Origin of the sequence: Streptomyces sp. NPDC050211 (assembly GCF_040656035.1) — a bacterium.
GTDB lineage: Bacteria > Actinomycetota > Actinomycetes > Streptomycetales > Streptomycetaceae > Streptomyces.
In genome coordinates this window covers 39,729-59,109 of the sequence record NZ_JBFALC010000013.1, presented here as the reverse complement: position 1 = coordinate 59,109, position 19,381 = coordinate 39,729, and the positions used below count along the sequence as shown (strand labels likewise).

The following is a 19,381-nucleotide window of genomic DNA, read 5'->3' as shown; positions in this document are numbered from 1 at the left end:
GTGATCTTGGCCCGGCAGGGAAAGTTTTTCTTCTGCACAGCCGGTGGATGGGAAAGATGCAGGTCAAAGCGGTTTCGTGGGCGGAGGTGGGGGCTTGTTCACAGGCCTGTCCACCGGGTCGTGCACAGGTTTTGTGGAGTTCTCCACAGCATCGGGACCGTCGTCCACATGGCCTGTGGATAACCAGATTGGCTGACGGTGCCGAGGGGCCTACGGTGGTCCGACGCCTGCCCCGCCCGTCGGCTTGGAAATCATCACAAATCCGACGCGTCAGAACCGGAGTTGGGCCTCTTATTTGTCAGTGCCGTGCCGTAGAAAAGATGGGGCGCGGCGAGGTCCGCTGGGCGGACGGGAGGAGGTGGCTCGGTGAGTATTTCCGAGCCCTTGGACGACCCGTGGGCCGACAGCGGTCCAGGTGATCGTCTCCCCGCGTCTCGCCGACGCGGTGACGGCGGCCGTGGCCGCGACGAACAGCACGACCGTGGCCGGGAGAGCGCATGGGACGGCGGGGGCACGTCCTTCGAGCGTGTACCGCCGCAGGATCTCGACGCCGAGCAGTCCGTCCTCGGCGGCATGCTCCTGTCCAAGGACGCCATCGCCGACGTCGTCGAAGTCCTCAAGGGCCACGACTTCTACAAGCCCGCCCACGAAACGATCTTCCAGGCGATCCTCGACGTCTATGCGAAGGGGGAGCCGGCCGACCCGATCACGATCGCCGCCGAGCTCACCAAGCGCGGCGAGATCAACAAGGTCGGCGGCGCGTCGTATCTCCACGGCCTCGTCCAGACCGTGCCGACGGCGGCGAACGCCGAGTACTACGCCGAGATCGTGCACGAGCGGGCTGTCCTGCGCCGCCTGGTCGAGGCAGGCACGCGTATCACTCAGATGGGATATGCGGCCGACGACGACGTCGACGAGATCGTCAACCGCGCCCAGGCGGAGATCTACGCGGTCACCGAGCAGCGCACCAGCGAGGACTACCTGCCGCTCGGCGACATCATGGAGGGCGCGCTCGACGAGATCGAGGCGATCGGTTCGCGCAGCGGCGAGATGACCGGTGTGCCCACGGGATTCACCGACTTCGACTCGCTGACCAACGGCCTGCACCCGGGGCAGATGGTTGTCATCGCCGCGCGTCCCGCCATGGGTAAGTCCACGCTCGCGCTGGACTTCGCGCGCGCCGCGTCGATCAAGAACAATCTGCCGAGCGTCATCTTCTCCCTGGAAATGGGCCGCAACGAGATCGCGATGCGCCTGCTGTCCGCCGAGGCCCGTGTCGCCCTGCACCACATGCGGTCCGGCACGATGACCGACGAGGACTGGACGCGGCTGGCCCGCAGGATGCCGGACGTCTCGGCAGCCCCGCTCTACATCGACGACTCTCCGAACCTGTCGATGATGGAGATCCGCGCCAAGTGCCGTCGACTGAAGCAGCGCAACGACCTCAAGCTGGTGGTCATCGACTACCTCCAGCTGATGCAGTCCGGCGGCTCCAAACGCGCCGAGAGCCGTCAGCAGGAGGTCTCGGACATGTCCCGTAACCTCAAGCTGCTGGCCAAGGAGCTGGAGCTCCCGGTCATCGCGCTCTCCCAGCTGAACCGTGGTCCCGAGCAGCGGACCGACAAGAAGCCGATGGTCTCCGACCTGCGTGAGTCCGGCTCCATCGAGCAGGACGCCGACATGGTCATCCTGCTGCACCGCGAGGATGCCTACGAGAAGGAGTCCCCCCGCGCGGGAGAGGCCGATCTGATCGTGGCCAAGCACCGTAACGGCCCGACCGCGACGATCACGGTCGCCTTCCAGGGGCACTACTCGCGGTTCGTGGACATGGCGCAGACCTGATCCGACGCCGACGGGCGGGCACGCGGAAATGCGCTCGACGTGTGCCGTCCCGCCGGATGGACTGGGGAGCATGACGACAACTCAGGATGAGCTTCTTCCCGGCACGCGCCGGGCGCTGCTGCACCGGATCGCGGTTGCCCAGTCCGAAGGGCGTGCGCCGTCGCTGGTCGCCGCAGTGGTACGAGACGGCCGGACGGTGTGGCACGGTGCCCGGACTTCGGTGGACGGGCACGCGCCCGACGAGAATGTGCAGTACAGAATCGGCTCGATCACCAAGACCTTCACGGCCGTTCTCGTGCTGAGGCTGCGCGACGAGGGAGTGCTCGACCTCGGTGACCAACTGGAGAAGCATCTGCCGGGTACGGGCGCGGGGGAGGCCACCGTCGCCGAACTCCTCGCGCACACCGGCGGGTTGGCCGCCGAGTCGCCCGCGCCGTGGTGGGAGCGGACGCCGGGGGCCCTGCGCCCCGAACTCGCCGACGTGCTCGGCAAGCAGCCCTTGGTGCATCCCGTAGGCCGCCGCTTCCACTATTCGAACCCCGGCTACACGATGCTGGGCGCGCTCGTCGAGAAGCTGCGGGGGGCTGCGTGGGAGGACGTACTTCGGCGTGAAGTGCTCGAACCCCTGGGCCTGAACCGCACGAGTGCTCAACCCCGGGCACCGCATGCCGGCGGCTGGGCCGTGCATCCCTGGGCCGATGTCATGTTGCCCGAGCCGACAGAGGACCTGGGGCGGATGGCTCCGGCAGGCCAACTCTGGTCCACCGCCGGGGATTTGGCGCGATTCGCGGTCTTCCTGAACCAGGGGGACAGCCGGGTGCTGAGTGCGGAGACGGTACGGGAGATGCGGACTCCGGCGGCGCCCGCTGAGGCCGCGGATGTCGTGGACGGCGCGACCTATGGTCTCGGCATGCAGCTCCAGAGCCGGGAAGGTCGGTTGCTCGTGGGGCATTCGGGCTCGCTGCCGGGCTTCCTGGCGAACCTCACCATGAGCGTGGAGGACGACGTCGCGGCGGTGGTGCTGGCCAACTGCACCTCCGGGCCCCTGCTGGGCTCGGTCGGCGCCGACCTCGTACGCATCGTCGCCGACGCTGAGCCGCGCATTCCCGAACCGTGGCGTCCCTTGCCCGAAGTCGACCCGTCTGCACTGCAGTTGACGGGCCAGTGGTACTGGGGGACACACGCTTTCGCACTGCGCCTCACAGCCGCCGAGGGCGTCTCACTGGAGCCGTTGTCCGGAACCGGCCGTCGTTCTCGCTTCCGGTCGAACGGCGACGGCACCTGGACCGGCCTGGAGGGCTACTACGCCGGAGAGCTTCTACGGGCCGTACGGCGCGCGGACGGCACGGTGGACCATCTGGACCTCGGGTCGTTCGTGTTCACGCGTCAGCCGTACGACGAGGCGGCTTCTGTGCCCGGTGGAGTCGATCGGGAAGGCTGGCGGGGCATTCGGTAACCACCGGCTCGGTGCGTACGACAGGTGAGGGTCCTGTTTCACGTGAAACAGGACCCTCCGTCACAGCACGAGCTTGAAGCCCACATGCGAGGCCTCGAAGCCCAGCCGCTCATAGAAGCGATGCGCGTCGGTCCGGGAGGCGTCGGAGGTCAACTGCACCAACTGGCAGTCCTGGCGCCGGGATTCGTCGGCTGCCCACTCGATGAGCTGGGTGCCGAGACCGCCGCCGCGCTCGTCCGCGTGGATGCGTACGGCCTCGATGATCGACCGCGTTGCTCCCTTGCGGGACAGCCCGGGGATGATCGTGAGCTGCAGGGTTCCGACGATCCGGCTCTCCCTTACGGCTACGACCACGTGCTGGTTCGGGTCGGCGCTGAGGCGCTCGAGTGCCGTCAGATAAGGGGTCAGGTCGTCCGGGGACTCGCGCTGGGCGCCCAAGGGGTCGTCGGCGAGCATGGCCACGATCGCCGGGACGTCGTCCTTGGTGGCGGGACGTATTTCAAGATCTCCCAGGCCTGTTTCAAGATCTCCCATGCCCGCACCCTACGCGGGCACGTTCAGCGACTCCACGACACGTACCAGCGGAGCCAGCTCGGGGTTTCTGGCTGCCTCGTCGAGGGCCTCGCGCAAGGCGGCGTCGTTGGTCGGCCGCGCCTCCGCGAGGAGCTTGAGCCCCGCTTCGGTGACGTTGGTGTAGATGCCGCGGCGGTCGGTGGGGCAGAGGTAGCGGGTGAGCAGACCGCGGTCCTCGAGCCGGGTGACCAGCCGGGTGGTGGCGCTCTGGCTGAGAACGACGGCGTCGGCGACCTGCTTCATCTGCAGATGGCCTCCGTCTCCGTCGTGCTGACGGCTGAGAACGTCGAGCAGGGAGTACTCGCGCACGCTCAGGTCGTGCTTGGCCTGCAGGGCCCGCTCGATGTGGGCCTCGATCCTCCCGTGCAGCAGGGAGAGTGCGCACCAGCCCTGGGCAAGGGCGGTGAGCGCGGGGTCCGTCGCTGTCATTGGCGTGTTCCTCCGTCCCGGAGCGGCTGGCACCAGGATAGACCAGGTCCGCAATAGCCTGCGGTTGCAAGTATCAGGCGTCTGCAATTATTGTGAGCGTGCGCAAAGCGCTCCTGCAATCGTCTGGAAGGTGTACCACCCCATGCCTCTCGCGCTTTTGGCCCTCGCGATCGGGGCCTTCGGGATCGGAACGACCGAGTTCGTGATCATGGGCTTGCTGCCCGAGGTCGCCGGAGACTTCGGCGTATCGATCCCCACGGCCGGCTTCCTGGTGACGGGCTACGCGCTCGGCGTCATGTTCGGCGCACCGCTGATGACCGTGCTCGGCACCAAGATCCCCCGCAAGCGGATGCTGATGCTGCTGATGGGCCTGTTCATCGCCGGCAACCTGCTCTCCGCCCTCGCCCCGGCCTTCGGCGTCATGCTGGCCGGTCGGGTGATCGCCTCGCTCGCCCACGGCGCCTTCTTCGGCATCGGCTCGGTCGTCGCGGCCGACCTGGTCGCCCCGGACAAGAAGGCCGGAGCCATCGCGATGATGTTCACCGGGCTCACGGTTGCCAATGTCGTCGGCGTTCCGCTCGGCACGCTGGTCGGACAGTCCGTCGGCTGGCGCGTCACCTTCGGCATCGTCGCCGCTCTCGGCGTCGTCGGCCTGGCCGGCATCGCCAAGCTCGTCCCCGATCTGCCCAAGCCCGAAGGCGTGCACCTGCGCCATGAACTGGCCGCCTTCAAGAACGCCCAGGTCCTGCTCGCCATGGCGATGACCGTCCTCGGCTTCGGCGGCGTCTTCGCGGCCATCACCTACATCGCGCCGATGATGACCCACGTCGCCGGCTTCGCCGACGGCTCTGTCACCTGGCTGCTGGTCCTCTTCGGCCTCGGCATGGTGGGCGGCAACCTCGTCGGCGGGAAGTACGCCGACCGAGCCCTGATGCCCCTGCTGTACGTCTCCCTGGGCGCCCTGGCGGTAGTCCTCGCGCTGTTCACGCTCACCGCGCACAACAAGGTGCTCGCGGCCGTCACGATCGCCCTCATCGGTGCCCTGGGCTTCGCCACCGTCCCGCCACTGCAGAAGCGTGTCCTCGACCAGGCGCACGGCGCCCCGACCCTGGCCTCGGCCGTGAACATCGGCGCATTCAACCTCGGCAACGCGCTGTCCGCCTGGCTCGGCGGCCTCGTCATCGCGGGCGGTCTCGGCTACACCGCGCCCAACTGGGTGGGTGCCATCCTGGCTGCGGCGGCGCTGGTCCTGGCAGTCCTTTCAGCCGTTCTGGAGCGCCGCGAGAGCGCACCCAGTGCTGTTGTGGCCGGTGCGGTGCCTGCCGAGCGGCAGAGCGCCGTACACCACTGATGTGCTCCCAAGGCCAGGCCGGTCCATGCCCTCCGCGGGGCCGGTCTCGCCATGTCGGAGGGTCTCAGCCGGCGGCCACCGTGAGCGGGGCGAACCGCCGGGTCCAGTCGCCGGGCAGTTCCGAGATGCCGTGCGTCATGACCGCGTTGAAGGCGACGGAGGCCAGACCCCGCTCCTTCGCCCACGCCAGCAGGTCCTCATGACGCACATCGATGTCCGTGCGCAGCGGGCGGTTCGTATGGGCGGCCAGGGAGGCGATGAGTGCCTTGGCGGTCTCCGTGTCCTGGGCGATCAGCGGGCCCACGACATGTGTGTCCATGTTGGGCCAGGCGGCCGCGTATCCGACGATCCGGCCGTGCTCCTCGGCCACACACAGCCGATCGGCGAAGGCAGGCAGCCGGGTGATGATGTGCGTGCGATCGGCGCCGAACACCTCCTCGTCGAGCCGGACGATCGCCGTGAGGTCCTCGGCAGTGGCGGAGCGGGTGGTGACCTCGGGCGTGCGACCGCCCGGCGTGAAGTGTCCGCGCAGCATCTCGGCCCGGCCGGTGACCTTGAAGCCGATCTCCTCGTACAGTGGGCGGCCGTTCGGCGTGGCGTGCAGTGTCAGCGGTGTGGTGCCCAGTTCGGACACGACATGCTGCATCAACCGGCGGCCGATGCCCTTGCGGGCGTGCCGCTCGGCGACCAGGACCATGCCGATGGCGCCGAGGTCGGGACGTTCCCGGGGACCGTACTCGGTGACGACACAGGCGCTGACGAGTCCTCCGTCGGGGTCGTCGATGCCGTAGCCCTTTCCGGCTGTGAGGAGGAAGCTCCACTTGTGCTCCTCGCGTGGCCACCCCCGGTCCTCGGAGAGGTCGGCGCAGGCGGTGAGATCCCGGGGCGTCAGACGGCGGATGGGCAGAGCGGTGAGGAAAGGAGTCGGCACGCAGGTCAGGCTGTCCGACGGATACCCTCTGCGTCCACCTGTTTCCGGGGAGTTGTACGACCTTTTGGCCATGTCATAGCGACGTGCACGGCCCGTCCACGTGTGCCGGATGTTTCACGTGAAACATGGGCGAACGGCGGGCATCGGGCGCTCGGACTCGGCTCGTCCCGGACTGTACTCGCTGCACTCGCGCAGAGTGCCTCATGCGCGTCCCATTAGCCTCAAGGCCCATGGCGAGACTTCATCTCTTCGACCTCGACGGCACATTGCTGCACGGCACCTCCGCTCCCATGGAGATCTCACGGCAGCTCGGACTCGAGGCCGAGACGGTGCTGCTGGAGCAGGCGATCTCGGCGGGTTGCATCGGGCCGCCGGAGTATGCGACGAGAGTGCACGGGCTATGGGCGGATCTCACCGAGGCGCATGTGTCCGCCGCCTTCGAGGGCGCACCGTGGCTGACACGCATCCGTGACGTCTGGGCGGAGATCACGGCGCGGGGCGACTACTGTGCCGTTGTCTCGCTCTCTCCGTCGTTCTTCGTCGAACGCCTCACCGCCTGGGGCGCGCACGCGGCATATGGATCCCGCTTTCCCGCCCTCCCGTTCACCGAGCCCGTGGACCCTGCCGGAGTGCTCAGTGCCGCGGCCAAGGTCGAGATCGCCGACATGCTGTGCGAGAAGTTCGGTGTGACCCGCGGAGACTGCATCGCCTATGGCGACTCATCGTCGGACACGGCTCTGTTCGGCGTGGTGCCGGTCTCCGTCGCGGTCAACGCGGACCATGCCCTCTCCGGTCTCGCGACGCATTCCTACAAGGGCAGAGATCTGTGGGAAGCCTATGAATTGGTGCGTCACGCCCGCTAATTGAGGGAATTGCTGGTTCGCCCTCTCGCCTTATTCGTGGGGGAGCATGGGGGGACTTGTGATCGGGGCGGCGGCCGGTATGGTCGACTCCGGTTCGCTTCCGGGGCGGGGCACACAGCTCTTGGTCCGGGCCGAGAGCAGGGCAATGCAGCCTAACGGGACGGAGAGATCGAAGACCCGCATTCCGGGTTATACGGCTGAGGCTTCCACGCGGGGTGGGATGCTGCGGTCACAGCACTGCGGCCAATGTCACACTCTCGCCTTACTTGTCCGTACGCAGCACGAATGCGGGTTGAATGTGGCCGCATTGGCCGCGGCGCCGAACGGGACAGCACAACCGTCTGTGGGGGAAAGCAGGCACCTTCCGACTGGGGAAGTGCGCAGACCGACCGAAAGATGTTCGAGGCGAGGCACACGATGGACGCTCCGACCACCACGTCGGCCGACAATGGCACTTCCGGCGGCGGTGGCGGCTGGTTCACGCCGCGCAAGCAGCCGCCGACGACTCCGGGCGGCGAGCAGGACGCGGCGGAGGGCAGCCGCCTGGCCGGAATGCGGCCGATGGGCAGGTCCGCCTCCGTCACAGCCCCGGAGGGTACGCCGGAGACGGCCACCGAGGAGCCGTCGGCGCCCGCCCCCGCACGCGCTGCCACGCCACCCCCTGACGTCGAGGCAGGTCCCGCCGCGCCGCCGTCCTCCCCGGCAGGCGGCCCGGCTGCTCCCCCGCCACCGCAAGCCATCCCGGCCGATCCTCCGCCCTCCGAGCATCGCGTGCCCGTCCAGCGCTCGGAGCCTCCCGAGGACGCCGCCTCGCCGGACGCCATTCTGGTCCGCCGGACCATGGCCGAGGTCGGCCCGGTGGCCGACAAGGTCACCTCGTACTTCTACGCGCTGCTCTTCGTCCGCCATCCCGACCTCCGGTCGCTGTTCCCGGCCGCGATGGACACCCAGCGGGACCGGCTGCTCAAGGCGCTGCTCACCGCGGCCGAGCACATCGACAACACCCCGGTCCTCGTCGAGTATCTGCAGAACCTCGGCCGCGGCCACCGCAAGTACGGCACCCGTCCCGAGCACTACCCGGCCGTCGGCGAGTGCCTCATCGGCGCCTTGAGCCGATACGCCGAGCCCATCTGGGACGCGGAGACGGAGGCGGCCTGGGTCCGGACGTACACGACGATCTCGCAGGTGATGATCGATGCGGCGGCCGCGGATGAACTGCGCGCCCCGGCCTGGTGGTACGCGGAGGTCGTGTCGCACGATCTCAGGACGCCGGACGTCGCGGTGGTCACCGTCCGCCCGGACCAGCCCTATCCCTTCCTCGCCGGCCAGTACGCGAGCCTGGAGACACCGTGGTGGCCGCGAATATGGCGGCACTACTCCTTCGCGTCGGCGCCCCGCTCCGACGGCCTGCTGTCGTTCCATGTGAAGGCCGTCCCCGCCGGCTGGGTCTCCAACGCCCTGGTGCACCGCGCCCGGCCCGGCGACATCATCCGGCTCGGCCCGCCCGCCGGTTCGATGACGGTGGACCACACGACGGACAGCGGGCTGCTCTGTCTGGGCGGCGGCACCGGAATAGCGCCCATCAAGGCGCTCGTCGAGGACGTCGCCGAGCACGGCGAGCGGCGACCGGTCGAGGTGTTCTACGGCGCCCGCACCGATCACGACCTGTACGACATCGACACGATGCTCAGACTCCAGCAGTCCCACCCCTGGCTCTCGGTCCGCGCGATCGTCGACCAGAAGGCGCATCTCCAGCTCCCTGACGCCGTACGCGAGTACGGGCCCTGGATCGAGTACGACGCCTATCTCTCGGGCCCGCCCGGCATGATCCGCAGCGGTGTGGACGCCCTGAAGGACGTCGGCATCCCGTCGGAGCGCATACGGCATGACTCGGTGGAGGAGCTCGTCGCCGCCGGGGACTGATGCCCGAGCGCGATATCAGCCCAGGTCCGGGGCGTGCATCGCGCGTACCCCCTCGATGTTCCCGTCCAGGTAGTGCCGCAGCGACAGCGGGACGAGGTGCACGGAAGCGATGCCGACACGGGTGAACGGCACGCGGACGATCTCGTACTCGCCCGCGGGCTCGTCCACCTCGGGTCCGTGCCGCAGGGCCGGGTCCATGGACCCCAGTCGGCAGACGAAGAAGTGCTGCACCTTCACTCCGGTCGCGCCGCCGTCCTCGCCGATGTGCTCCACGGTGTCCACGAAGCAGGGCACCACATCGATGATCTTGGCGCCGAGTTCCTCGTAGACCTCACGGTGCAAGGCTTCGACGACGGTCGTGTCCTCCGGTTCCACCCCACCACCGGGGGTGATCCAGTAGGGATCGACGCCAGGCTTGGTGCGCTTGATGAGGATCAGGTCGTCACCGTCCAGGAGGACGGCACGGGCGGTGCGCTTGACCACGGGTCGGACGGTCATGGGAGAAATGTGGCCCGCGATGTTCCACGTGAAACATCGCAGCACGTCACCGCAAGGGCTCGGGGCGTGATGCCTCGTGGTCGGCGCCTCAACACCACTCCGTGGCGGCCTGTTGCAGCCACTCATGGGCCCGGGCGATGTGCGGCATCGCCAGCGTGCCGGTCCGCACCACCAGGAAGTACGTCCGCAGCGGCGGGACCGCCGGCTCGTGCAGGGCCACGACCTCCCCGCGCTCCAGAGCGAGCGCACAGAGATAGCGAGGCAACACCGCGAGACCGGCGCCTGCGGACGCGCAGGCAAGCACCGCGCGCAGATCGGGAACGATGACAGAGCCGGAGGCCGCCGGGCGGGAGTCGAAGACGGAGGCCCAGTAGCGCGAGACGAAGGGCAGTGACTCGTGCACCTCGACGACGGGAAGGTATTCCAGGACGGGCGCCCCCATGCTGCGCAGCTTCCCGGAGTCGATCTGCTCGGCCCAGCGCGGGGCGGCGACCAGGACGTGCTCTTCGTCGCAGAGCGCAGTCGCCGTGAGCAGAGCACCGCGTGGACGTGCCGTGCTGATGGCCAGATCGTGATGCCCGGCGGCGAGCCCCTCCAAGGTCTCCTCGGCGTTGCCGAAGGAGGCGCGCAGCGCGAAGCCCTGGCCGTCCTCGCCGGTCAGCTCGGTGAGCACGGGCAGCGCTCGCTCGGCGGTGAACTCGGGAGGTCCGGCGAGATGCAGGGTGCGTAAGGAGGACTCGTCGTCGATCCCCGTCTCGGCGATCTCGACCAGCGCGTCGAGATGCGGCGCGGCCTTGTGCGCCAGCTCGTCGCCGATGGTCGTCGGTGTCACACCGCGCGCCTGCCGCAGGAACAGGGGGCGGCCCAGCTGCCGCTCCAGGGTGCGGATCTGGGAGGTGACGGCCGGCTGCGACAGTCCGAGCAGCGCGGCGGCGCGGGTGAAGGAGCCGGCCCTGTGCACGGTCACAAAGGTGCGCAGCAAGGCCAGATCCATGGCGCACCCTCCCCTTCTTTGCTTTCCCCTGCTGACCCCCCGGTCGCGCCCAACTATAAATAAGTCGATAGGTCGCTGTCGCTACTGTGATTGGACACTGACACAGAGTCAACTAGCCTTGTTCGCGCGGTTCTTCGCGCGCGGAACCGAGGACGGTCCGAGCCACGAGGGGGGAGGCTCGGACCGTCCGTTGTACGTATCCGGCCCCCGTCCGGGCCGGTCAGTAGCGGTCAGCCCGCCGACTCGTCGAGCGCGCGCAGCACATCGGCCACCAGATCCTCGGGATCCTCCGCGCCGACAGAGAGGCGGATGAAGCCCTCCGGCACCGCATCCCCACCCCAGCGTCCCCGGCGCTCGGCCGTGGAGCGCACCCCACCGAAACTCGTCGCGTCGTCGACGAGCCGCAGGGCATCGAGAAAACGGTCGGCACGCGCGCGCGTGGGCAGCGTGAAGGAGACGACGCACCCATAGCGACGCATCTGCTGTGAGGCGATCTTGTACGAGGGGTCGCTCATCAGTCCCGGGTAGCGCACCCCGAGCTCCTCGGGCCAGTCGCGCAGCGCTTCGGCGACCGCGAGGGCGGTGGCGTTCTGCCGGTCCACCCGCAGCTGGAGCGTCGCGACAGAACGGTGCGCGAGCCAGGCCTCCATGGGCCCCGGGATCGCCCCGACGATCTTGCGCCAGCGGCGTACGGCCGCCATGGCCTCGGCGTCGCGGCCGACGACGTAGCCCAGGAGGACGTCTCCGTGCCCGGTGAGCTGCTTGGTGCCGCTGGCCACGGAGAAGTCGGCGCCCAGCTCCAGCGGACGCTGCCCGAGCGGCGTCGCGAGCGTGTTGTCGACGGCGACGAGGGCGCCACGCGCGTGTGCCGCCTCGGCGAGCCGCCGGATGTCGCACACGTCCAGCCCGGGGTTCGACGGGGTCTCGATCCACAGCAGCCCGGCGCCGTCGAGGACGTCCAGTTGGGCGTCGCCTCCGGTGGGAGCGGTGCGCACCTCGATGCCGTACGACTCCAGCTGCGTGCGCAACAGCGGCAGCGCCTGGTAGCCGTCGCTGGGCAGGACGACCGTGTCGCCGGAGCGCAACTGGGAGAAGAGGACGGAGGAGATGGCGGCCATGCCGGAGGCGAAGACCAGCGTCTCGATGCCGTCCTGCCCGGGAGCCTCCAGCTCGCCGATCGCGCGCTCCAGAAGCGTCCAGGTCGGGTTCTCGTCGCGGCCGTAGTTGTACGGGCCCGTCGGGTCGCCCGGCAGATGGTAGTGCGCGGCGAACACCGGACCGGGCAGCGTCGGCTCGTACTTGACCGGCTCAGGGAGGCCGGCCCGCACCGCGCGCGTGCCCTCGCCGGTGCCCGGACCGCCCCTGCCCATTGCGGAATCGTTCACGCTGCCTCCCCCTCCACCTGCTCGCGGACCGTGGCGAGCAGCCCTGCGCTCGCCGCCTCCACCATCTCAAGACACTCCTCGAAGCCGTCCATCCCCCCGTAGTACGGGTCCGGGACGTCGACATCGTGGCCCGCGGCGGGGTCGTACGAGCGCAGCAGCCGCACCTTCTCCGCGTCCTGCTCGGTGGGCGCGAGGCGGCGCAGGGCCTTGAGGTGGCCGGTGTCGAGGGCGATGACGAGGTCGAGGCGGGCGAACCAGGACGCCTGGAACTGGCGGGCCGTGTGCTCGCCGGCGTAGCCGTGGTCCGCGAGTACGGCGACGGTGCGCGGGTCGGCTCCGTCGCCCTCGTGCCAGCCGCCCGTGCCGGCGCTGTCGACCTCGACGAGCTCGTCCAGCCCGGCCTCCACCACGCGCGCGTGGAAGACGGACTCGGCCATCGGGGAGCGGCAGATGTTGCCGGTGCAGACGAAGCAGACGCGGTAGGTCATGCCGTACTCAGTCCTTGCCGTCGGGCAGGGCCATGTGGAGTGCCCAGGACACGATCGAGATGATCAGGCCGCCCAGGACCGCGGTCCAGAAGCCTTCGACGTGGAAGCTCAGGTCGAGCTTGTCGGCGAGCCAGGAGGTGAGCAGCAGCATCAGCGCGTTGACGACCAGGGTGAACAGGCCGAGCGTCAGGATGAGAAGCGGCAGGCTGAACAGCTTCACAATGGGCTTGACCAGGAAGTTCACCAGGCCGAAGACCAGGGCGACGAGGATGAGCGTCCAGATCTTCTTGCCCGTGCTGTCCCCGGTCAGGGTGATCTTGTCGAGCAGCCATACGGCGACCGCCAGGGCGCCCGCGTTGGCGATCGTCTTGACTACAAAATTCTTCATGTGTCTGATCGTGGCAGACGAGATCGGTTACTAGCAGTGGGACAAGGGCGGACGAGGGCGATGAAGGCATTCCGGCTGGATGAACTGGAGGCGGAGCGCGCCGCCAATGAGGGCGCCTACCTGCAGTTTCTGCGGGAGCGGACCATGTCCGTCGGCCTGTACGCGCTCGACGCGGGCGAGCATGATCCACAGAAGCCGCACAACCAGGACGAGGTCTACTTCATTGTGAGCGGCCGCGCCGCGATCACCGTCGGCCTGGAGACCACGCAGGTGGCGCGTGGCAGCGTGGTGTACGTGCCGGCCGGTGTCGCCCACAAGTTCCACCACATCAGCGAGGACCTGCGGGTGCTGGTGGTGTTCTCTCCGCCCGAGAGCTGACCTGGCACCCCGGGATTCCCTAGGGGATCGATCAGGGGAGGACAAGGGCTGCGAGGCCCCCGCCGCGCCCCCTGGCGGCCCTAGCATCGAGTGCAGGACATCAGAAGGATCCGGTACCGACAGGGCCGGACATCGACGGACCCGGCACAGCGACGGGCGGAGAAGTAAGGACAAGGGCGATGCGAGAGATCTTCACGGGACTGCCGTGGTGGGTGAAGTGGATCGCGGTGCCTGTCATCGCCCTGGTCGTGTTCGGCGGGCTGATAGCCAGCGTCGTCGGCTTCGTCATCGGGCTGCTGTTCAAGCTGCTGGTCTTCGTGGCACTGGTCGGTGGACTCATCTACGTCGTACGCAAGTTCACCTCGAGCTCGTCTTCACGCAGCGACTGGTGAGGACCGCGGGGAGCCGGTGAGCGGTAACAGGAATCACCGGTTCCCTCGGGCGAGGGAAGTTTTCCGGACGGGCCGACTGTGAGCGGTGGCAGACGGTTAAAGTCCGGAATTCGACGCGGGGCGTACGAACCCCGCGAGCGGCGCACACCCCCTCCCGTGTTCCCCCCCGCACGGGCTGCCCCCTCGCATCGGGAGTGACCCTTGGCCACGGCTGACACCGCACCGGCAGACCCCCACGCACCCCCCACAGCCGTCCTGACTCCGGGCACCCGCATCAGACCCCCGGAACAGCCCGGCCCCCGGGAGCGACAGCCCCGGCAGCAGACAGCGGCCCCTGAGGAGCAGCCGCACTCCGCGACGCTCATCGGATCCGTTCAGCGCGCCATGCGCCTCCTCGAATCGGTCGCCGAGCATGCACACGGCGCCCCCGCCAAGCAGTTGGCCCGCGAGACCGGCCTGGCGCTGCCCACGGCGTACCACCTGCTGCGCACCCTCGTGCACGAGGGCTATCTGCGCCGTGACAAAGGGCTGTTCTTCCTCGGGGAGGCCGCTGAGCGGCTGGGCAGCAGCGGTGCCCGGCAGAAACGTCGCAGCACGGTCGTCGAGACCCTCGCGACCTGGCGCGACGCCATCGGCGTACCCGTGTACTACGCGATGTACCAGGACGGCGAGATCGAAGTCATGTGTGTCTCCGACACCCCGGGCAATCCGGCGGTCGAGGAGTGGGCCGACTTCCGCGAGACCGGACATGCGCACGCCATCGGGCAGTGCCTGCTGTCCCAACTCGACGAGGACGCCCGCCGCGACCATCTCGATCGCTATCCCGTGCAGTCCATCACCCCGTACACCGTGCGGGACGACCACACGCTGCTACGGCGGCTGGAACGGACGCGGCGGACGCAGCCGGTGACGGAGCGGCAGGAGTACGCGCTGGGGACCGTGTGCGCGGCGATTCCGATCACCGTGGGCACCACGGCCGCGACGATGGCCATCTCGCTGCCCTCCCATCAAGCCGATCGGCTGCTGCCCGCGGTACGGCAGTTGCAGGGTGAGATCGGGCGGCTCCTGGGCTCGCTGGCGATCTCTATCAGCATCTGAAAACTCACTCCTTGTGATCTGTCGTGTACGTTCAGCAAGATGCCTTCAGTGCCGGGGGGTCCATACCCGGCCAGACGATGGCAAATGACGGGACAGGCGATGCGCGAGTCCGTACAGGCAGAGGTCATGATGAGCTTTCTCGTGTCCGAGGAGCTCTCCTTCCGTATCCCGGTGGAGTTGCGCTACGAGACCGATGATCCCTATGCCGTGCGGCTGACGTTCCATCTGCCCGGTGACGCCCCCGTGACCTGGGCGTTCGGGCGGGAGCTGCTGATCGACGGGGTGGGCCGGCCGTGCGGAGAGGGGGATGTTCGTGTCTCGCCCGCCGAACACGACACGCTCGGCGACGTCCTGATCCGGCTTCAGGTCGGGGGCGATCAGGCCGTGTTCCGTTCCTCGGCGGCACCGCTCGTGGCCTTTCTCGACCGCACCGACAAGCTGGTGCCGCTGGGCCAGGAGGGCGCCCTCGCCGACTTCGACGCTCATCTCGACGAGGCGCTGGACCGCATCCTGGCGGAGGAGCAGAGCGCGGGGTGAAGGGCGCGGGGGGCGGCGGTGACGCAACGGTTCGCCGGGGCTGTGCAGCCGTGCAGGAACGCTTTTGCGAGGCAGGTCGGGGTGAGCGATTGCGGGCTCGCTTGTCGCCGGCGGTGACCGGCTCCCGGTGGCCGCTCCCCTCACCGCTTGCGGCGTCGCCCCTTCCCGCCTCGTGTCGGAGCCGCGACAGTGGCGCCGGAAGGAGCGGCCTGCTCTCCTCCCTGGCGGTCGGCCGAGACCATCAGCGCCGCGAGCGCCGTAGTGACCGGCACCGACGCGACGAGACCGATCGAGCCCACCAGCGTGCGCACGATCTCCTCCGCGACCAACTCGCTGTTGGCAACAGTGCCGACGCTGCTCTGCGCGATCGAGAAGAGCAGCAGCAGCGGCAGCGCGGCGCCCGCATAGGCGAGGACGAGCGTATTGACCACCGATGCGATGTGGTCGCGTCCAATGCGGATGCCCGCGCGATACAGCCCGCGCCAGCCCATCGTCGGGTTGGCCTCGTGCAGCTCCCAGACCGCTGACGTCTGCGTGACCGTCACGTCGTCGAGCACACCGAGCGAACCGATGATGATGCCGGCGAGCAGCAGACCACTCATGTCGATCGACGGATAGAGGCCGTGGATCAGACCGGTGTTGTCATCCGTGTTGCCGGTGAGCGCGGCCCAGTCGATGAACAGTGAGCCCAGGATGCCGATCAGCAGCAGCGAGATGAGGGTGCCGAGCACCGCCACCGAGGTTCTCGCGGACAGGCCGTGGCACAGGTACAGGGCGACCAGCATGATGGCGCTCGCCCCGATCACCGCCACGACCAGCGGGTTCGAGCCCTGGAGGATGGCGGGCAGGATGAAGAAGTTCAGCACCAGGAAGCTGATGGCCAGGGCGACCAGTGCCATGACGCCCCGCAACCGTCCGACGACCACGACGGCGAGGGCGAAGATCCCGGCAAGCAGCATCATCGGAAGACGACGGTTCACATCGGTGACCGAGTACTGCAAGTCCCTGGGTGCGGAGGGCTCGTAGGCGACGACGACCTTCTGGCCCTCGTCCAGCTGCCGCGACTGGTCCGGCTGCACGATCTCGGTGAACGTACGGCCCTTGTCCTTGCCCGTGTCGACCCGGATCGTCGCCTTCTTGCAGGTGCCGTTCGCCTGCTGCTGCGCCGAGGAACCCTCCGCGGTGGAGGTGTCACCGGTCGGGGTCTCACCCGAGGCGTTGACGTCCTTGCAGCTGACCTCGTCCACCTTGGTGACTGTGGCCTGCTGCGTCTGCCGGTCGAAGCCGACCCCGGTGCGCTCGTGCGGCGGCGCTCCGCCGGGCCACAACACTGCGAGCCCTACGACCACGGCCGCGGCGAACGGGATGAGGATCGCCGCGATGATCTTGCGCAGATGCTGGGAGACGGGCGCCGCGGGACCGTGACTGTGCGAGTGGCCATGTCCGCCACCACCGCCGCCCCCGGGTCCGTGTCCGCCCCCGCCGCCGTGATCGTGGCCGCCACCGGCCCCCGAACTCTGGCCGGGTCCGGCGTCGGAGGCGGGCCCGTGCTCATGCCAGTCGCCGGATCTGGTTCCGGCTCCAGTCTCGCGACCGCCGCCGGAAACAGGCCCGCTTCCACGGCTGTTGCCGTTCGCGGGGCCGCTTCCGGAGCCGGGGCCGCGGGGCGGCTCGGGCGGTGGGTACGGGGACTGATGCGTCGTGGTCACCGCCCGATCATCGCAAGAACGGCCGGGGCCCACTGTTCAGCGCGCCCGAATTGACGCTAGCGTGTAGGCACCTTTGTACACGCGGGAGCTCGGAGCACCGGGCTGAGAGGGCGCTGACCTCCGTCTTCGCAATGTTTCACGTGGAACGTCATCGGATTCGAGTGATGTTCCCCATGAAACGGCGGCAGACGGAAACCGCTGCGTCGACCGCTGAACCTGTTACCGGGTAATGCCGGCGTAGGGAGTAGGTCTCATGACCATCAAGGACACACGCACGCCTGCCTCCACGCAGAACGCGACGGACGGTCCGTCGCCGACTCCGACCAGCGAGGAGGCCGGGAAGTCCATCGGCTGGCACAAGGCGTACATCGAGGGCTCACGCCCTGATCTGCGCGTGCCGGTCCGCCAGGTGCACCTCACCAACGGGCAGTCGGTCACGCTGTACGACACCTCCGGCCCGTACACCGATCCGCTCGTCGACACCGACGTCCGCCGGGGGCTCGCCCCGCTGCGAGAGAACTGGATCGTCGCCCGCGGCGACACCGAGGAGTACGCGGGCCGTCCCGTCCGCCCCGAGGACGACGGCATCAAGCACACCTCGCCGCGCGGCGGCCTGCGCAACCTCGACGCGGTCTTCCCCGGACGGCCACGCCAGCCGCGCCGCAGCCGCGACGACAAGGCCGTCACCCAGCTCGCCTACGCGCGCCGGGGCGAGATCACGCCCGAAATGGAGTTCGTGGCCGTCCGGGAGGAGGTTTCGCCCGAAGTGGTCCGTGAGGAGATCGCGGCGGGCCGGGCCGTGCTGCCCGCGAACGTCAACCACCCGGAGATCGAGCCGATGATCATCGGCAAGCGGTTCCTGGTGAAGGTCAACGCCAACATCGGCAACTCCGCGGTCACTTCCTCCATCGAGGAGGAGGTCGAGAAGATGACCTGGGCGACCCGCTGGGGCGCCGACACGGTCATGGACCTGTCCACCGGCCGCAATATCCACACGACCCGTGAGTGGGTGCTGCGCAACTCCCCCGTCCCCATCGGCACGGTCCCCCTCTACCAGGCCCTGGAAAAGGTCGACGGCCGCGCCGAGGAGCTGACCTGGGAGATCTACAAGGACACGGTCATCGAACAGGCCGAACAGGGCGTGGACTACATGACCGTCCACGCGGGCGTTCGCCTGCCGTTCGTACCGCTCACCGCCAACCGCAAGACCGGCATCGTCTCGCGCGGCGGCTCGATCATGGCGGCGTGGTGCCTGGCGCACCACAAGGAATCGTTCCTCTACGAGAACTTCGAGGAACTCTGCGAGATCCTCGCCGCCTACGACGTCACGTACTCGCTCGGCGACGGTCTGCGGCCCGGCTCCATCGCGGACGCCAATGACGAGGCGCAGTTCGCGGAACTCCGAACTCTCGGGGAACTCAACCAGATCGCGAAGCGTTTCAACGTACAGACCATGATCGAGGGCCCGGGACATGTCCCGATGCACAAGATCAAGGAGAACATCGACCTTCAGCAGGAGATCTGCGATGAAGCTCCGTTCTATACGCTCGGCCCGCTGACGACGGACGTCGCGCCGGCGTACGACCACATCACTTCCGGCATCGGTGCCGCGATGATCGCCTGGTGGGGCACGGCCATGCTCTGCTATGTCACGCCCAAGGAGCACTTGGGCCTGCCCAACCGTGACGACGTCAAGACCGGCGTCATCACCTACAAGATCGCCGCCCACGCAGCCGACCTCGCCAAGGGGCACCCCGGTGCACAGGAGTGGGACGACGCGCTGTCCGACGCACGCTTCGAGTTCCGATGGGAGGACCAGTTCAACCTCGCCCTGGACCCGGACACGGCCCGGGAGTTCCACGACGAGACCTTGCCGGCCGAGCCGGCCAAGACCGCTCACTTCTGCTCGATGTGCGGGCCGAAGTTCTGCTCGATGAAGATCTCCCAGGACATCCGCCGTGAGCACGGCAGCACCAAGTCGGAGATCGAGGAGGGTATGGCCCAGAAGTCGAAGGAGTTCGCTGACGCGGGCAACCGTGTGTACCTGCCGATCGCGAACTGACGTCGACGTCCGGAACAGGCCGTCCGCAGCCCCGTGTTCGGCTTGCGCTCCCCTCCGTGGGGGCGCAAGCCGAGGGGCATCATG

General features: G+C 68.5%; 19 protein-coding genes and 1 riboswitch. Of the genes, 10 read left to right on the top strand and 9 right to left on the bottom strand.

All coding sequences use genetic code 11. From position 1 onward, the window contains the following. Window positions 1-366 precede the first annotated feature (366 nt). Window positions 367-1,842 (top strand): replicative DNA helicase, encoded by a 1,476-nt coding sequence (dnaB, locus tag AB0I98_RS16430; protein ID WP_362941453.1) that lies wholly within the window; start codon window positions 367-369, stop codon window positions 1,840-1,842. Window positions 1,843-1,912: 70 nt separating this feature from the next. Next, window positions 1,913-3,298, top strand: coding sequence for a serine hydrolase domain-containing protein (locus tag AB0I98_RS16425; protein WP_362941450.1), 1,386 nt, complete (start codon window positions 1,913-1,915; stop codon window positions 3,296-3,298). A 60-nt stretch (window positions 3,299-3,358) separates the two neighbouring features. On the opposite strand, the gene AB0I98_RS16420 is transcribed toward AB0I98_RS16425, so the two are convergent. After that, window positions 3,359-3,811, bottom strand: a complete 453-nt coding sequence (locus tag AB0I98_RS16420; RefSeq protein WP_362941803.1) for a GNAT family N-acetyltransferase — start codon at window positions 3,809-3,811, stop codon at window positions 3,359-3,361. Window positions 3,812-3,841: 30 nt separating this feature from the next. Next, window positions 3,842-4,300, bottom strand: coding sequence for a MarR family transcriptional regulator (locus tag AB0I98_RS16415; protein ID WP_210573531.1), 459 nt, complete (start codon window positions 4,298-4,300; stop codon window positions 3,842-3,844). Between the two features lie 142 nt (window positions 4,301-4,442). On the opposite strand from AB0I98_RS16415, the gene AB0I98_RS16410 reads away from it, so the two are divergent. After that, window positions 4,443-5,651 (top strand): MFS transporter, encoded by a 1,209-nt coding sequence (locus tag AB0I98_RS16410; RefSeq protein ID WP_362941447.1) that lies wholly within the window; start codon window positions 4,443-4,445, stop codon window positions 5,649-5,651. 64 nt (window positions 5,652-5,715) lie between these two features. Here the strand turns inward: AB0I98_RS16410 and AB0I98_RS16405 are convergent, their stop codons facing one another. Next, window positions 5,716-6,582: a GNAT family N-acetyltransferase gene (locus tag AB0I98_RS16405; RefSeq protein ID WP_362941444.1), complete on the bottom strand. Its 867-nt coding sequence runs from the start codon at window positions 6,580-6,582 to the stop codon at window positions 5,716-5,718. Between the two features lie 230 nt (window positions 6,583-6,812). On the opposite strand from AB0I98_RS16405, the gene AB0I98_RS16400 reads away from it, so the two are divergent. Together AB0I98_RS16400 and AB0I98_RS16395 are read left to right on the top strand one after the other, a co-directional pair. Continuing rightward, window positions 6,813-7,445 carry an HAD-IB family phosphatase gene (locus AB0I98_RS16400; protein WP_362941441.1) on the top strand — a complete coding sequence of 211 codons (633 nt, stop codon included), beginning with the start codon at window positions 6,813-6,815 and terminating at the stop codon, window positions 7,443-7,445. A 417-nt stretch (window positions 7,446-7,862) separates the two neighbouring features. After that, on the top strand, window positions 7,863-9,368 hold the full coding sequence (locus tag AB0I98_RS16395) for a globin domain-containing protein (RefSeq protein ID WP_362941438.1): 1,506 nt from the start codon (window positions 7,863-7,865) through the stop codon (window positions 9,366-9,368). A 15-nt stretch (window positions 9,369-9,383) separates the two neighbouring features. On the opposite strand, the gene AB0I98_RS16390 is transcribed toward AB0I98_RS16395, so the two are convergent. From AB0I98_RS16390 to AB0I98_RS16370, 5 genes are all read right to left on the bottom strand, one after another. Then, window positions 9,384-9,866, bottom strand: coding sequence for an NUDIX hydrolase (locus AB0I98_RS16390; protein ID WP_301982391.1), 483 nt, complete (start codon window positions 9,864-9,866; stop codon window positions 9,384-9,386). Between the two features lie 88 nt (window positions 9,867-9,954). Then, entirely contained in the window at window positions 9,955-10,860 is a 906-nt protein-coding gene (locus AB0I98_RS16385) for a LysR family transcriptional regulator (protein ID WP_362941435.1), read from the bottom strand. A gap of 230 nt (window positions 10,861-11,090) precedes the next feature. Then, the gene (locus AB0I98_RS16380; protein WP_362941800.1) at window positions 11,091-12,230 is read right to left on the bottom strand and encodes a cystathionine gamma-lyase; all 1,140 of its coding nucleotides are present in this window, start codon (window positions 12,228-12,230) and stop codon (window positions 11,091-11,093) included. Window positions 12,231-12,241: 11 nt separating this feature from the next. After that, window positions 12,242-12,733 (bottom strand): low molecular weight protein-tyrosine-phosphatase, encoded by a 492-nt coding sequence (locus tag AB0I98_RS16375; protein ID WP_362941432.1) that lies wholly within the window; start codon window positions 12,731-12,733, stop codon window positions 12,242-12,244. A gap of 7 nt (window positions 12,734-12,740) precedes the next feature. Continuing rightward, on the bottom strand, window positions 12,741-13,121 hold the full coding sequence (locus AB0I98_RS16370; protein ID WP_362941429.1) for a phage holin family protein: 381 nt from the start codon (window positions 13,119-13,121) through the stop codon (window positions 12,741-12,743). A 60-nt stretch (window positions 13,122-13,181) separates the two neighbouring features. On the opposite strand from AB0I98_RS16370, the gene AB0I98_RS16365 reads away from it, so the two are divergent. From AB0I98_RS16365 to AB0I98_RS16350, 4 genes are all read left to right on the top strand, one after another. Beyond that, window positions 13,182-13,499, top strand: a complete 318-nt coding sequence (locus tag AB0I98_RS16365) for a cupin domain-containing protein (RefSeq protein WP_362941426.1) — start codon at window positions 13,182-13,184, stop codon at window positions 13,497-13,499. 179 nt (window positions 13,500-13,678) lie between these two features. Continuing rightward, complete coding sequence (locus AB0I98_RS16360; protein ID WP_030189024.1) at window positions 13,679-13,891, top strand: DUF5326 family protein; 213 nt, start codon at window positions 13,679-13,681, stop codon at window positions 13,889-13,891. 201 nt (window positions 13,892-14,092) lie between these two features. Beyond that, on the top strand, window positions 14,093-14,989 hold the full coding sequence (locus AB0I98_RS16355; protein WP_362941423.1) for an IclR family transcriptional regulator C-terminal domain-containing protein: 897 nt from the start codon (window positions 14,093-14,095) through the stop codon (window positions 14,987-14,989). A 99-nt stretch (window positions 14,990-15,088) separates the two neighbouring features. Next, the gene (locus AB0I98_RS16350; protein ID WP_210573555.1) at window positions 15,089-15,526 is read left to right on the top strand and encodes an SsgA family sporulation/cell division regulator; all 438 of its coding nucleotides are present in this window, start codon (window positions 15,089-15,091) and stop codon (window positions 15,524-15,526) included. A 140-nt stretch (window positions 15,527-15,666) separates the two neighbouring features. Here AB0I98_RS16350 and AB0I98_RS16345 read toward each other — a convergent pair whose 3' ends face one another. Further along, window positions 15,667-17,235 (bottom strand): YibE/F family protein, encoded by a 1,569-nt coding sequence (locus AB0I98_RS16345; protein WP_362941420.1) that lies wholly within the window; start codon window positions 17,233-17,235, stop codon window positions 15,667-15,669. A 71-nt stretch (window positions 17,236-17,306) separates the two neighbouring features. Continuing rightward, window positions 17,307-17,496: riboswitch (TPP riboswitch) on the top strand. Here AB0I98_RS16345 and thiC point away from each other — a divergent pair. Further along, window positions 17,489-19,297 (top strand): phosphomethylpyrimidine synthase ThiC, encoded by a 1,809-nt coding sequence (gene thiC / locus AB0I98_RS16340; protein ID WP_362941417.1) that lies wholly within the window; start codon window positions 17,489-17,491, stop codon window positions 19,295-19,297. It overlaps the preceding riboswitch by 8 nt. Window positions 19,298-19,381: the final 84 nt, after the last annotated feature.

What these genes read in the sequence shown, in the direction of transcription:
- AB0I98_RS16425 (WP_362941450.1), top strand. Translation starts at nt 1,913, where the DNA reads ATGACGACAACTCAGGATGAGCTTCTTCCCGGCACGCGCCGGGCGCTG.
- AB0I98_RS16415 (WP_210573531.1), bottom strand. Translation starts at nt 4,300, where the DNA reads ATGACAGCGACGGACCCCGCGCTCACCGCCCTTGCCCAGGGCTGGTGC.
- AB0I98_RS16410 (WP_362941447.1), top strand. Translation starts at nt 4,443, where the DNA reads ATGCCTCTCGCGCTTTTGGCCCTCGCGATCGGGGCCTTCGGGATCGGA.
- AB0I98_RS16400 (WP_362941441.1), top strand. Translation starts at nt 6,813, where the DNA reads ATGGCGAGACTTCATCTCTTCGACCTCGACGGCACATTGCTGCACGGC.
- AB0I98_RS16395 (WP_362941438.1), top strand. Translation starts at nt 7,863, where the DNA reads ATGGACGCTCCGACCACCACGTCGGCCGACAATGGCACTTCCGGCGGC.
- AB0I98_RS16390 (WP_301982391.1), bottom strand. Translation starts at nt 9,866, where the DNA reads ATGACCGTCCGACCCGTGGTCAAGCGCACCGCCCGTGCCGTCCTCCTG.
- AB0I98_RS16385 (WP_362941435.1), bottom strand. Translation starts at nt 10,860, where the DNA reads ATGGATCTGGCCTTGCTGCGCACCTTTGTGACCGTGCACAGGGCCGGC.
- AB0I98_RS16380 (WP_362941800.1), bottom strand. Translation starts at nt 12,230, where the DNA reads ATGGGCAGGGGCGGTCCGGGCACCGGCGAGGGCACGCGCGCGGTGCGG.
- AB0I98_RS16375 (WP_362941432.1), bottom strand. Translation starts at nt 12,733, where the DNA reads ATGACCTACCGCGTCTGCTTCGTCTGCACCGGCAACATCTGCCGCTCC.
- AB0I98_RS16370 (WP_362941429.1), bottom strand. Translation starts at nt 13,121, where the DNA reads ATGAAGAATTTTGTAGTCAAGACGATCGCCAACGCGGGCGCCCTGGCG.
- AB0I98_RS16365 (WP_362941426.1), top strand. Translation starts at nt 13,182, where the DNA reads ATGAAGGCATTCCGGCTGGATGAACTGGAGGCGGAGCGCGCCGCCAAT.
- AB0I98_RS16360 (WP_030189024.1), top strand. Translation starts at nt 13,679, where the DNA reads ATGCGAGAGATCTTCACGGGACTGCCGTGGTGGGTGAAGTGGATCGCG.
- AB0I98_RS16350 (WP_210573555.1), top strand. Translation starts at nt 15,089, where the DNA reads ATGCGCGAGTCCGTACAGGCAGAGGTCATGATGAGCTTTCTCGTGTCC.
- thiC (WP_362941417.1), top strand. Translation starts at nt 17,489, where the DNA reads ATGACCATCAAGGACACACGCACGCCTGCCTCCACGCAGAACGCGACG.